We start from the raw sequence: 13,655 nt of genomic DNA, 5'->3' as shown, positions 1-13,655 counted from the left end.
ATAAGTTACGGGAGTTGCCTAGGTTATAACATAAGTAATAAATTGAAACTTTAAATTGCCAAATCACGTAAGTATTAGTTAAGGAGGTTTTAGGATATGGATCGAACATTAGTACAATCGCATACAGGTAGCTTTGGGCATATAATGCAGACTTTTGCGCTTTCTTTGTTGGTTTCGTTTATAGGTACATTGGCGGGTGCGATGTTTATTCCGCCTTCCTTAGTCGGCTTGTTCATTGTTGTTGAAGTGGTCATGCTTGTATCTGTATTTATTATCCGATTCCGCGGCAAAACGATAGGTTATCCTTTTTTGTATATTTTTACAGCGGTAACGGGAGTAACCTTATACCCGGTCATTGCTAATTACGGCGGCTTACTTGGAGCCAATCTGGTATCCGTTGCTTTCTTGGCTACGGCAGGTATTTTCGGAGGTTTATCCTTCTACGCTTACCGTTCGCAAAGAGATTTCAGCTTTCTGGGCGGCTTCTTATTCGCAGCGACCATTGGATTAATTGTAGTGAGCTTGGCTTCTTTATTTATACCGATGGGCTCTGTGACGAACTTGGTCATCTCCGTGTTGGGCATTGTTGTTTTCAGCGGCTGGGTATTATACGATGTATCCCAATATAAAGATGGTGTGGGTTCTGAGCAAGTGCCTATGGCCGCTCTTAATATTTATTTAAACTTTATTAATCTGTTCATTTATATATTACGGTTTTTGGCTTCGATTGTGGGCTTTAGCAGGAATTAAGGAAGCGAACCTATATGGGATTGCGATGCACCTTGGCGTTTTTTCGCGCTTAGGTGCATTTTTTTGATTATTTTGAGTTTGTCGAATACATCAGGATCAAGGTTGTGCCTGTGATTAAGATTGCAACACGAACATCGACATTTTCAATAAAATGCGTGCGTGATAATATAGATATGAATGCCGGGACGATTATTGATGGCACGTTCTAAAGGGCAAGAGAGGGTGAGCCGTTTTGCAGCTAGCACTGGACATTATTCAAGCTTACAAAAATGAGGAGAACGTAGCTATTGCAGAGCATCCCTGGCTGCATTATATAGGTTCAGCTGAAGAAAGAATGGTCAATCTGGAACGGGTTCAATCGCTTCACGATTTAATAAATGCAAATCCGGTTCTCGATTATGTCGAGAAATCGTTGGAGGCGCTCAGTCAGCAGCACATGTCCTTTTGGATTAGGGAGATCGTTGAAGAGGTGCTGGTCTGGTCGGAGGTCGCTAAGGGCGGAAGCCTGCGCCAGCGGATGGTATGGCGGGAGCAGGGGGTGCATTTGATGGCCCACAATGTGGGCTCCGGAGAAATTTATTTGCGCCATGGCAACCAGAAGCAGAGCGAGGCGAGGCGCCATGTCATTTTTACGCTTATCCATACGCATGGACTTATTGGGCAATATTTGCGGGGGGAGGTGCCTTTCGCCGAACAGAAGCCTTTGACGGAGCTGGTGACATCAGGGATGCTTGCAGCCAGTGAATTAAGAGATATTTTGCTGGTGTTGAATGCGTGTATCATCACAGCTGTTTCGCCGGAGCTATGGAAAGTGGTTGAGCGCGAGGTCGAGCTGGTTGTGGAGCTTATTATCTGCAACAGTGAGGAGGGCGGATTCTCGCTGAAAAGCAGGCTGAAAAGGCTGCGCTCGGAATCGATTGCACGCGGAGCCAACTTCGAGCTGGAATATGGCGTGCTGCTGGAGAAGCCGGCTGTTATTGAGGCACTCCAATGCTTGGAGGACAAAACCTTATGGTTTGTTGAAGCGGCGCTTCAGGAGTTTTCTTTTGAAGAATTTGGCAAGATGCTTTTTATGATTGCTAGCTCGGATGAAACGAAGCCGGCCATACACATCAGCTTTGAGCCTATGATGAATTCGATGTATTATGATTATCGCGGACAGAAAAAAATTAATGTCTACAAAAAAAGAATGATCGAAAAATATTTACGCGAATGCAGCTTTGAGGATATCGCTGTTGATCAATTACCTGCTAACGGCCACCTGGCACCCAAGCTAAAACGGGAAAGCCATCAGCCGGATACCGTATATTTTCAAATGGAGTTCTCCGCGGCAGCCGACAAGCTGATCCAATTTTGCATGGAAGCCGAGAAATCTCCGCTGTATGAGAAAGCTGTCCTTATGCTGTTTGACCTCTTCGAGCTGCGCAGGGATGCTTATGACCGTTTTCACAATGAGGAAGAATATTTATCGATGATGAATCAAACGGCGGATTACAAGAAAATTATTCTTGACTATATTGTAGGCAACCGCGTTGTTGATATTGGTCCTGGCGGCGGGGTTATGCTCGATTTGATTGAGGAAACACTTGAGAGCAAGCAGGCGATAGGCATCGACATTTCGCAAAATGTGATCGAAGCGCTGGAGCGTAAACGGCAGCTGGAAAACCGCCGCTGGATTGTGATGAAGGGCGATGCTCTAAATTTGAAAGAATATGTGACGCCGGGGAGCATTGACACGGTCATCTTTTCTTCGATCTTGCATGAGCTGTATTCGTATGTGGAATATGAAGGCAAACGATTTAACCATGACACAGTGGCTGCCGCTCTGCGCAGCGCTTTTGATGTGATTCCCGTAGGCGGCAGAATTATTATCAGGGACGGTGTTATGAGCGAGCCCGTCGACCAGCAGCGGATTATTACGTTTGTGGACGAGGACGGGATGTTGTGGCTGGAGCGGTATGTGAAGGATTTTGCCGGTAGAAGCATTCAATTCGAAGTATTGGGGCCAAGCGAGGTAATGATGCCGATTAATGATGCGATGGAGTTTCTCTACACCTATACATGGGGCGAGGAGGCTTATGTGCATGAAGTACAGGAGCAGTTTGGGTATTTCACACCATCTGAATTCACTAGCTTCATTAATCAGGTACTCGGCTCCCAAGCGCTAATTTTGGAAAATCGCCACTTTTTGCAGGAAGGCTATACAGAGGCGCTGAGTCTTAAGGTTAAGCTGCGAAATGAACGCCAGGAGCTTGTGAATTTACCCGATAGCACCTGCCTCATTGTGATTGAGAAGCAAGCTGAATAAGTGGTACAGAGCTAAAGCTGGAGACTGCGATTGTTGTTGGTGAATTATACATAAATAATGGAGCTTGGAAATTTAATGCGATCGCGAGTGGCTTTCATGGCGGATTGTCGGCGCTTTGCAGCCATTACGGCATCGTGGTCATCGAAGAAGAGAGCAGCGAAGTGGTTTCCCCCCGCTAAGCTTACCCAAGTAGAGCCAGCTCAACAAGTTGTTCAAGCGGCACCCATCACGGTTCTGCCTGTTCATGCTCCTGTAAAAACCGAAGAAGTGTCAGCAGCAAACCCTTCTTTATGGGGGAAATAGAGCTGAAGAAAAAAGAATCGATATCCATCAAGAAGTCTGCGAAAGTAACCGCCATGCTGAAATGGGATAATCCTAAAAAGGATTTGGATCTATATTGCTTCTATGTGTTGAAGGATGGGACAGCTGATAAAATCTATTACCGTCAATTAGGCAGCGCGAAGAGGTCGCCTTATATGGAATTAGACCAGGATTCCAGCTGTGGTCGATAACCATGCCGGACAAACGGTAATAGCTCCGCTCTTGCAAAATAATAGCTTTGCCTATTGGGTGGCAATTGCGGCGATTGATTTCACGGCTGCGGATGAAATGGTGATTAGCCACGTCGAAACGTATTCGAAAAGTGGTTCTGAGCGGTCACCTTTGCTTAAGCAAGATGGCAGCTTTAAAATGGATGCAGGACCTACGGAATTTAAATAAGTCAAACGCTTCGAGCGCTAGCAAATATTGCTTTGTTTTCCGTTCTTGTGTAAGCTTTCTATATAATAAAATAGTAAAGCTTTACATAAGAAAGGAAGATTGGCTGTGAGTACTAACCAGATCGAGCAATTTCGACAATTCAAAAATGATATTACCCGTTTTATGATGGCTTATAAGTTTGCTTTAGACGCCATTGATACGAAGCTGGAAATTTTAAAGGAAGAATTTCAATTTCTTCACGACTACAATCCGATTGAGCATACGAAATCCCGCTTGAAAACACCTGAGAGCATTATGCGCAAAATGTACAAAAAGGGCTTCGAAATTACATTGCCGAGCATCAAGCATAATATTAAAGATATCGCAGGGATGAGAATCACTTGCTCCTTTATTTCGGATATTTACCGTATTCAAGAGATGCTTGCAGGGCAAAGCGACCTGAAAATTCTTGAAATTAAAGACTATATTAAGAATCCGAAGCCTAATGGCTACCAAAGCCTTCATTTATTAATTGAAATCCCGGTGTTTATGTCGGATAGGCAAGAACAGGTTTGTATTGAGGTGCAGATTCGCACGATCGCGATGGATTTCTGGGCCAGCCTGGAGCACAAAATTTTTTATAAATACAATCAAGCGGTACCAGACCGGTTGCTTCAGGAATTGAAGGCGGCGGCGGATTCGGCTACGGCTTTGGATCAGCAAATGGAGCGGCTGCATACAGAAATAACAGAAATTAAAGAAGGGAATTTGGAGCTTGAAGAAGAGGAAAGGAATCAAATCCGCATCAGTAACCAGCAATTTGAAATCCCAGAAGCCTTATTGCGCTTAATGGGTGGTGAGGATCCCCTTTCATAAGGGCAATATTGGCGGTGGCAAAATAAATGATTGACAAATATTTTAAATATGTCATAATGAAAGTATCAAAGAGAATAAATGTGGAAGCTGTATAAGGAGTACCCGCATCCAGTTGAAAAAGGCTGCTGCGGATTTCTTTTTCACAATCAATAATGTCGTTATGATATTATTGGAATATTGTATGAAGGGGCGGATGAGATTTATGAAAGCTATAATTGTGATTGATTACACCGTTGATTTTGTTGTTGGCAAGCTGCCTTGCGGCCAGCCAGGCATCGATATCGAGGAGCGGGTCACCGAGCTCACGGAAGCCTTCGTACACAACAAGGATTATGTGGTGATGGCGGTAGATCTGCACGATGAGCAGGATCGCTACCATCCCGAGAGCAAGCTATTCCCGCCCCACAATATTAGGGGTACGGCAGGCAGGGACTTATATGGTAAACTTAATGGAGTTTACGAAGCTAACCGTGAGGCGATTTATTGGATGGACAAAACGCGCTATAGTGCTTTTGCTGGGACGGATTTGGAATTGCAGCTTCGTGCCCGTGGCATTAAGGAGCTTCATCTCATTGGTGTCTGCACAGACATTTGTGTCTTGCATACAGCAGTGGATGCCTATAATAAAGGCTTTGAGATTATTGTCCACCAGGATGCCGTAGCAAGCTTTAATGCTGCTGGGCATGAATGGGCATTGGGGCATTTCCAGCATACGCTGGGAGCAACACTATTATAATCAGGGGGTTGAGGTTATGACAAAACCAACATTACAGGAACAAATTCGCGAAGCGCTGCATGTGCAGCCGGAGATTGATGCAGCTACGGAAATTCGCCAAAGGGTCGATTTTTTGAAAAGCTATTTGTTAACCTCGAAGTCGGTAGGGTTTGTGCTTGGTATATCGGGTGGGCAGGATTCGACCCTTACGGGCAAATTGGCGCAGATTGCCGTCGATGAATTGAATGAGGAGCTTACAGACCCGGCAGGTTTGGCTGGGGAGGAATACCGCTTCATTACCGTGCGGTTACCTTATGGTGTACAGCAGGATGAAGCCGATGCCCAATTGGCGATCACGTTCATTAAACCATCACTGAACATAACCGTGAATATCCAGCCTGCAGTGCAGGCTTCGGTGGCACAGTTCGAGCAGGCGACAGGCGAGAAGCTTAGCGACTTCTTGAAAGGCAATATTAAAGCAAGAGAACGGATGAAGGTGCAATATGATTTGGCAGGACACTACCGAATGCTGGTGCTGGGTACTGACCATGCGGCGGAGGCTGTCAGTGGGTTTTTCACGAAGCATGGGGATGGTGCCTGCGATGCGGCTCCTATATTTGGGCTTAATAAACGCCAAGGCAAGCAGCTGTTGAAGCATTTGGGCTGCCCTGAACAGCTATATTTGAAAAAACCAACCGCAGACCTCGAAGACTTGAAGCCGGGGCTGCCAGATGAAGTTGCCTTGGGCGTAACCTATGAGGAAATTGATCTCTATTTGGAAGGCAAGCACATTGCCGAAGCGTCAAAGGATATTATAGAAAGGCGATATGAACGGACGGAGCATAAGCGCAATGGCGCTGTCACCCTGTATGATGTATGGTGGAAGGAGAGGCTGTAAATGTCGTATCATAATTTAACACTACACACCGATAAATACCAGATCAATATGATGTATGCTCATTGGGTGAATGGCTCCCATAAGAGCAAAGCGGTGTTCGAGGCTTTTTTTCGCAAGCTGCCCTTTGGCAATGGTTATGCGGTATTCGCCGGGCTGGAACGAATTGTTAACTATATTAACAATCTTCATTTCGATGATGACATTATCGCTTATTTAGCGGAGCAGGAGGAGAATTATGATCCTGAATTTCTCAAGCTGCTGCGAGACTTTCGCTTTAATGGCAACCTAAGCGCCGTGGAGGAAGGGGCTATTGTATTTGCCAACGAGCCTTTAATCCGTGTGGAAGGCGAGATCTTTGAGGCGCAGCTTGTGGAAACGGCGCTGCTTAACTTTATGAATTTCCAGACGCTGATCGCCACGAAGGCTTCAAGAATTCGCCAGGTTGCGCCGGATGATATCCTGATGGAGTTCGGCACGCGCCGCGCGCAGGAGGCCGATGCCGCCATCTGGGGCGCACGTGCTGCTTATATCGTCGGCTTCGATGCGACCTCGAATATGCGTGCAGGGATGCTGTTCGGCATCCCTTCCAAAGGCACACATGCCCATGCCTGGGTGCAGAGCCACGACACGGAGGAGCAAGCCTTCATCCGCTATGCCGAGGCACTTCCCAATCAGGTGACGCTGCTTGTCGACACCTATGATACGCTGCGCAGCGGCGTGCCGCTTGCGATCAAGGTCGCTAAAGCGATGGAGCAGCAAGGCAAGCAGATGAACGGGATTCGCCTAGACAGTGGCGATTTGGCTTATCTCTCCAAGACCGCAAGGGCAATGTTCGATGAAGCGGGCTTGTCTTATGTGAAAATCGTAGCTTCGAATGACCTCGATGAGCATATTATTTTCAACCTAAAGGCGCAAGGCGCACGAATCGATAGCTGGGGAGTAGGCACGCAATTAATAACCGCGGCAGACCAGCCTTCGCTTGGCGGTGTGTATAAGCTGGTTGCCCGCGAAAAGGACGGAGCTTATGTACCGGTTATTAAAATATCCGGCAACCCGGAGAAGGTTTCGACGCCGGGCATCAAGGATGCCTATCGTATTGTCAGTAGGGCGACGGGCAAAGCGGAGGCCGACTATGTGACGCTTGCCGGAGAAACAGAAGCGGTGCAAGGGCAGAAGCTGAAGCTGTTCGATAAGCTGCATCCCTATTTATTCAAATTTGTCGAGGATTACGACGCGATCCCACTGCTTCGCCCGATATTTGTGGAAGGCAAGCAGGTCTATGAATTGCCGGCCTTGGAGCAAATTCGCAGGTTCCACCGTGAGCAGCTGGATCTATTTTGGCCGGAATATTTGCGCAAGCTGAATCCTGCCATATACCCGATCGATTTAAGCGTAAAGGCTTGGCAGCAAAAAATGGATTTGATCCAGGAGCATTCGAAATAATAGCTTCCAACCGATGTCGTAGATTCCCGGAAAGAGTGCTTGTACAGGCTCTTTTTTACGTTGATTTACCAAAAGGAGTAGGTTCTGGGATGTTTGTAAACGGAACATTTATTGTGTAAAATAAACACTAGAATTACAGTTAAGAATGCTATATTGTGAAGTCAAAATTGATAGATAGAAAGGAAGTTTACTATGCCGGATCAAGAACATAATCTAGAATCGATCCAAAATGCCTTGGACACAGGTGAATTGCTTAATGCCTTAATGGCTTTGAAGAAGGGCAATTTTTCCTATCGATTACCTTACGACCATACAGGTATTGCCGGCAAAGTAGCTGATACTTTTAATGAAATTATGGATATGCAGGAAAGCCTGGTAACCGAGGTGCAAACCGTTGCCAAAGTAGTAGGCAAGGAAGGCCAGCTTACCCGAAGGTTAACCCATAAAAATACAGGAGGCTCTTGGGATACCGTCGTGGAATCCCTTAACGGCCTTGTTATTGATTTGGTGCAACCAACCAGTGAAATGGTACGGGTTATTAACGCGGTTGCCCAAGGCGATCTATCGCAAAAGGTTGACCTTGAATTTGAAGGCCGGGCTTTGACCGGGGAATACCACAGAACGGCAACGAATATTAATATGATGGTGAACCAGCTCAGCACCTTTGCCTCTGAGGTAACACGCGTAGCGCGTGAGGTAGGAACCGATGGTAAGCTGGGCGGACAAGCGGATGTAAAAGGCGTATCAGGTACATGGAAGGACCTGACCGATGGGGTTAATAATATGGCGAGCAATTTAACGGACCAGGTGCGTAATATTGCTGCGGTAACGACAGCCGTTGCGAACGGGGATTTGTCCAAACAAATTACCGTTAATGCCAAAGGCGAAATTATGGAGCTAAAAAACACGATCAATACGATGGTGGATCAGCTCTCGACCTTCTCTTCGGAGGTTACACGGGTTGCCCGTGAGGTTGGTACCGAAGGAAAGCTGGGTGGACAAGCAGATGTTAAAGGTGTATCGGGAACCTGGCGGGATTTGACGGAAAGCGTTAACTATATGGCTTCGAACTTGACAAACCAGGTACGTAATATCGCAGTAGTTACGACGGCTGTTGCGAATGGGGATTTATCTAAAAAAATTACAGCGGATGTCCAAGGGGAAATCCTTGAGCTAAAAAATACAATTAATACAATGGTGGACCAGCTTTCAACGTTTGCTTCCGAGGTTACTCGGATGGCTCGTGAGGTAGGTACCGAAGGGATTCTCGGTGGGCAAGCTGAAGTAAGCGGAGTTGCCGGAACTTGGCGTGATTTAACTGAAAGCGTTAACTATATGGCAAGCAATCTGACGAATCAGGTGCGTAATATTGCCGAGGTGACAACAGCGGTCGCCAAGGGCGATTTGTCCAAAACGATTACCGTTGACGCCAAAGGTGAAATTTTGGAGCTGAAGAGCACGATCAATACGATGGTAGACCAACTCAGCAACTTCGCCTCGGAGGTTACGCGGGTCGCCCGTGAGGTTTCGACCGAGGGCAAGCTGGGCGGCCAAGCGGATGTTAAGGATGTCTCGGGTACGTGGAAGGATTTGACCGATAACGTTAACTTTATGGCGGGCACCCTGACCGATCAGGTGCGTAATATCGCGGAGGTGACTACAGCGGTAGCAAAGGGCGATCTGTCCAAGCAAATTACGGTCAATGCCCGCGGCGAAATTCTTGAGCTGAAAAACACGATCAATACGATGGTGGAGCAGTTGTCTACCTTTGCCTCCGAGGTTACGCGTGTTGCCCGTGAGGTATCGACCGAGGGCAAGCTGGGCGGCCAAGCGGACGTTAAAGATGTCTCGGGAACATGGAAGGACTTGACGGATAACGTTAATTTCATGGCGGGCACACTAACCGACCAAGTGCGTAATATTGCGGAGGTTACCACAGCAGTTGCCAAAGGCGATTTGTCCAAGCAAATTACGGTTATCGCCAGAGGCGAAATCCTGGAATTGAAAAACACGATCAATACGATGGTGGATCAGCTGTCCACTTTTGCCTCTGAGGTTACGCGGGTGGCGCGTGAGGTGGGTACGCTTGGTATGTTGGGTGGGCAAGCTCAGGTTACGGGTGTTGCCGGTACTTGGCGCGACTTGACGGAGAGCGTTAACTACATGGCTTCCAACTTGACGAACCAGGTGCGTAATATCGCGGTCGTTACAACAGCGGTTGCGAATGGCGATTTGTCGAAGAAAATTACCGCAGACGTTCAAGGGGAAATCCTTGAGCTGAAAAACACGATCAATACGATGGTGGACCAGCTCTCGACGTTTGCCTCCGAGGTCACACGTGTTGCCCGTGAGGTAGGTACTGAAGGTAAGCTGGGAAGCCAGGCGCAGGTTAAGGGCGTAGGTGGAACGTGGAAGGACTTAACGGACACGGTTAACTATATGGCTTCGAATTTGACGAATCAGGTGCGTAATATTGCCGAGGTGACTACGGCGGTTGCGAATGGAGACTTGTCCAAAAAAATTACCGTAGATGTTAAAGGTGAATTGCTTGAGCTGAAAAATACGATCAACACGATGGTGGACCAATTGAATTCCTTTGCCTCCGAGGTTACACGGGTTGCGCGTGAGGTAGGTACCGATGGGAAGTTGGGCGGGCAATCACAGGTGCGTGGTGTAGGGGGAATCTGGAAGGATCTCACCGATAATGTTAATATTATGGCGACGAATTTAACGGACCAGGTGCGTGGTATTGCCAAGGTTGTAACCGCGGTAGCAAACGGGAACATGAAGCAGAAGCTGACGGTTGATGCCAAGGGCGAAATCGCTGAGCTGACCGATACGATCAATAATATGATCGATACGCTGGCTACCTTTGCTGACCAGGTTACGACCGTTGCGCGCGAGGTTGGTGCCGAAGGTAAACTGGGCGGACAAGCGAATGTACCAGGTGCAGCAGGCACATGGCGGGACTTGACTGATAATGTTAACTATATGGCGAGTACATTAACTACACAGGTACGAGCCATTACCAATGTTGCGACAGCCGTTACGAAGGGTGACCTCTCGAGAACGATCGATGTTGCAACAGCCGGTGAGGTCGCCACACTGAAAGACAATATCAATGAAATGATTCGCAACCTGAAGGAAACGACGCGGATTAATACCGAGCAGGATTGGTTAAAAACGAATCTTGCGAAATTTTCACGCTTGCTGCAGGGTCAAAGGGATTTGTTTGCCGTATGCCGAATGATCCTCTCCGAATTGGCACCGCTGGTTTCTATGCAGCACGGCGTCTTTTATATTAATGAGACTTTGGATGGAGAGCCTGTGCTCAAGCTGTTTGCCAGCTATGCTTATCAGCAGCGCAAGCATTTGTCTAACGAGTTCCGTCAAGGTGAAGGCTTGGTGGGCCAATGCCTAATCGAAAATCAGCGCATCTTATTGACGAATGTGCCTGCCGATTATGTCGTCATTTCCTCTGGCTTAGGCGAAGGCACTCCGCTCAATATTGTGCTGCTGCCGATTATTTTTGAGGATCAGGTGCTTGCGGTCTTAGAGCTGGCTTCGTTCCGTGCTTTTAGCGAAATCGACCTGGCTTTCCTCGATCAATTAACGGAATCGATTGGTATCGTTATTAATACGATGCAGGCGAATAGACGTACTGAGGAATTGCTGATGCAATCCCAGTCGTTAACTGAAGAGCTGCAAAAGCAGCAAAATGAGCTGCAAACGACGAACGAAGAGCTGGAGGATAAAGCGAAGCTGCTCGTTATCCAGAAGGCCGAGGTGGAAAGTAAAAACAACGAAGTCGAGGTAGCGAAGCGATTCTTGGAGGAAAAGGCGGAGCAGTTGGTATTAACCTCCAAATATAAATCGGAATTTTTGGCGAATATGTCGCATGAGCTGCGGACGCCGCTAAATTCATTGCTGCTGCTTGCCGAGCAGCTTGTGGATAATCCGGAATCGAACTTGACGGAAATCCAAGTGAAATTTGCCAAAACGATCCAAGACTCTGGGTTTGACCTGTTGAATCTAATCAATGACATCCTGGATCTGTCGAAGATTGAATCGGGAACGGTTACGCCGGATTTCATTGAAACCTCAATCAAGGAAATTACCGATGGATTGGATCGCACCTTCCGCCATATGATCGATAATAAAAAGCTTGATTATTTAATTAAGATTGAGCCTAATGTGCCTAAGGCGATTTTGACGGATTCCAAAAGACTGCAACAAATTCTGAAGAATTTATTGTCCAATGCCTTCAAATTTACGGATCAGGGTCAAGTGATGCTGCTGATCCGGAGAGCTTTGAATGATTGGAGCCCTAACAACGATGTGCTGAATCGCGCAAAAGGTGTACTTTGCTTCTCGGTAAGTGATACAGGTATCGGCATCCCTAAGGAAAAGCAGCAAATTATATTCGAAGCGTTCCAGCAAGCTGATGGCAGTACAAATCGGGAATATGGCGGAACTGGTCTGGGCCTTGCGATTTCACGTGAAATTGCAACGATGCTGGGTGGAGAGCTGACCCTCTTCAGTATGGTTGGTCAAGGCAGCACCTTTAATCTGTACCTGCCGTTTGAAACCGATATGATAGAGCCCGAGGTGAAGCCAAAGTACATTTCGGAGGTCATTGATGTCACGCCGCCCAAACGGACTAGAACCTTCCAATTGAATACGGAAGAGGAAGTGATTGATGATCGGGACAATATCCTGCCGGGGGACCGTGTATTCTTAATCATTGAGGATGACCAGAAGTTTAATGAAATTCTGCTGGATGCACTGCGCAAAAAGGGGATCAAAGTGATCCTTACGAACAAGGGCTCGAATGCTTTAGAGCTTGCCAACCAATATAAACCCATTGCGATCACTTTGGATCTACACCTCAAGGATACAGATGGCTGGATCGTCATTGAGCATTTGAAAAATGATATGAATGCCCGCCATATTCCGGTATGCGTCATTTCTGTAGAGGAAGATGTTATTCAATTGATGCAAAAAGGCGTGTATGATTACATTTGTAAGCCTGTAACGAAAGAAGATCTGGAAAATGCATTGGACAAATTAAATAACTTTGCGGACAAAGCGGTACACCAGCTGCTCGTTGTGGTAAGTGATGAGGCAAGGCGTAAGCAATTTATGAATTTGCTCGAAAATAAAGATATCAAAATTGTCGCCGTGGATACTTCCCGCAAAGCACTGAACCAATTTAAAAGCAAAAGCTTTGACTGCGTGCTTATCGACAATGATTTGTCGGATATGTCCGTCATTCAATTGGTGCGCGAAATGCAAAAAATCTCCAAAAATAAATACCTGCCAATCGTGGTTCATACAAGCAGAAAGCTGTCACCCGAGGAAGCCAATGAGCTGGATGAATTGATCAGGACGGCAGTGGTCAAGGAAGTGAAGTCGCCGATTCAAATTATTGATGAAACAACTCTGTTCCTACACAGGAATGCGGAGAATCTTCCAGAGGGGCCCAAGGAAACACTTGTCAACCACCTGCAATCCGATGCGATGATCGAGACGAAAAAGGTGCTGGTTGTTGATGATGATATCCGCAATATTTTCGCTTTAACGACGATTTTGGAACGCCATGGGATGAAGGTGATTGCAGCCGAGAACGGACATGACGCGATTACGATCCTTGAGCAAACGCCGGATATTCAAATTGTGTTAATGGATATTATGATGCCGGTGATGGATGGCTATGAAACGACACGTACAATCCGGGAGAAAGCAGAGTTCAAGGAGCTTCCGATTATTGCTTTGACTGCCAAAGCGATGAAAGGCGACCGTGAGCAATGTCTGGAAGCAGGTGCCTCCGATTATATTACCAAGCCAGTTAATAGTGCCCAGCTGCTTTCGATGATCCGGAACTGGTTGGCTGTAGAGGATAACCTGGATGTTGAAAGTGATCCGAAACGGCAAGGCTACCACAAAATATTCAATTCTTAAAAAGG

General features: G+C 46.8%; 10 protein-coding genes and 1 pseudogene. All 11 read left to right on the top strand.

Features of this window, described 5'->3' with window-relative positions; translation table 11 throughout:
* Positions 1-96: 96 nt before the first annotated feature.
* The 11 genes and pseudogenes from G9U52_RS12020 (at position 97) to G9U52_RS11970 (ending at position 13,650) form a co-directional block, all read left to right on the top strand.
* Positions 97-750, top strand: coding sequence for a Bax inhibitor-1/YccA family protein (locus G9U52_RS12020; protein ID WP_166149772.1), 654 nt, complete (start codon positions 97-99; stop codon positions 748-750).
* A 232-nt stretch (positions 751-982) separates the two neighbouring features.
* Complete coding sequence (locus G9U52_RS12010; protein WP_166149768.1) at positions 983-3,058, top strand: class I SAM-dependent methyltransferase; 2,076 nt, start codon at positions 983-985, stop codon at positions 3,056-3,058.
* Positions 3,055-3,129, top strand: a pseudogene (locus tag G9U52_RS42195) (chemical-damaging agent resistance protein C); the annotation flags it as partial. The gene G9U52_RS12010 and the pseudogene G9U52_RS42195, both read left to right, overlap by 4 nt.
* 4 nt (positions 3,130-3,133) lie before the next feature.
* On the top strand, positions 3,134-3,361 hold the full coding sequence (locus tag G9U52_RS42190) for a hypothetical protein (RefSeq protein ID WP_243767296.1): 228 nt from the start codon (positions 3,134-3,136) through the stop codon (positions 3,359-3,361).
* The gene (locus G9U52_RS42185; protein WP_166149766.1) at positions 3,349-3,570 is read left to right on the top strand and encodes a TerD family protein; all 222 of its coding nucleotides are present in this window, start codon (positions 3,349-3,351) and stop codon (positions 3,568-3,570) included. The genes G9U52_RS42190 and G9U52_RS42185 overlap by 13 nt, the downstream gene beginning before the upstream one ends.
* Positions 3,560-3,778, top strand: coding sequence for a hypothetical protein (locus G9U52_RS42180; RefSeq protein WP_166149764.1), 219 nt, complete (start codon positions 3,560-3,562; stop codon positions 3,776-3,778). Before G9U52_RS42185 ends, G9U52_RS42180 begins: the two co-directional genes overlap by 11 nt.
* Positions 3,779-3,883: 105 nt before the next feature.
* On the top strand, positions 3,884-4,633 hold the full coding sequence (locus G9U52_RS11990; protein WP_311764852.1) for a GTP pyrophosphokinase: 750 nt from the start codon (positions 3,884-3,886) through the stop codon (positions 4,631-4,633).
* Positions 4,634-4,835: 202 nt separating this feature from the next.
* Positions 4,836-5,369: a cysteine hydrolase family protein gene (locus tag G9U52_RS11985; protein ID WP_166149762.1), complete on the top strand. Its 534-nt coding sequence runs from the start codon at positions 4,836-4,838 to the stop codon at positions 5,367-5,369.
* A 16-nt stretch (positions 5,370-5,385) separates the two neighbouring features.
* Positions 5,386-6,246, top strand: a complete 861-nt coding sequence (gene nadE / locus G9U52_RS11980) for an NAD(+) synthase (protein WP_166149760.1) — start codon at positions 5,386-5,388, stop codon at positions 6,244-6,246.
* Positions 6,247-7,689 (top strand): nicotinate phosphoribosyltransferase, encoded by a 1,443-nt coding sequence (locus tag G9U52_RS11975; protein ID WP_166149758.1) that lies wholly within the window; start codon positions 6,247-6,249, stop codon positions 7,687-7,689. It begins immediately after the preceding gene.
* 192 nt (positions 7,690-7,881) lie between these two features.
* Complete coding sequence (locus G9U52_RS11970) at positions 7,882-13,650, top strand: HAMP domain-containing protein (RefSeq protein ID WP_166149756.1); 5,769 nt, start codon at positions 7,882-7,884, stop codon at positions 13,648-13,650.
* Positions 13,651-13,655 lie beyond the last annotated feature (5 nt).

Origin of the sequence: Paenibacillus agricola (genome assembly GCF_011440305.1) — a bacterium.
GTDB classification, from domain to species: domain Bacteria; phylum Bacillota; class Bacilli; order Paenibacillales; family NBRC-103111; genus Paenibacillus_S; species Paenibacillus_S agricola.
Note: the sequence above shows the minus strand (reverse complement) of the source record. Positions and strands in the feature narration are given on the sequence as shown.

What these genes read in the sequence shown, in the direction of transcription:
- G9U52_RS12020 (WP_166149772.1), top strand. Translation starts at nt 97, where the DNA reads ATGGATCGAACATTAGTACAATCGCATACAGGTAGCTTTGGGCATATA.
- G9U52_RS42190 (WP_243767296.1), top strand. Translation starts at nt 3,134, where the DNA reads ATGCGATCGCGAGTGGCTTTCATGGCGGATTGTCGGCGCTTTGCAGCC.
- G9U52_RS42185 (WP_166149766.1), top strand. Translation starts at nt 3,349, where the DNA reads ATGGGGGAAATAGAGCTGAAGAAAAAAGAATCGATATCCATCAAGAAG.
- G9U52_RS11985 (WP_166149762.1), top strand. Translation starts at nt 4,836, where the DNA reads ATGAAAGCTATAATTGTGATTGATTACACCGTTGATTTTGTTGTTGGC.
- nadE (WP_166149760.1), top strand. Translation starts at nt 5,386, where the DNA reads ATGACAAAACCAACATTACAGGAACAAATTCGCGAAGCGCTGCATGTG.
- G9U52_RS11975 (WP_166149758.1), top strand. Translation starts at nt 6,247, where the DNA reads ATGTCGTATCATAATTTAACACTACACACCGATAAATACCAGATCAAT.
- G9U52_RS11970 (WP_166149756.1), top strand. Translation starts at nt 7,882, where the DNA reads ATGCCGGATCAAGAACATAATCTAGAATCGATCCAAAATGCCTTGGAC.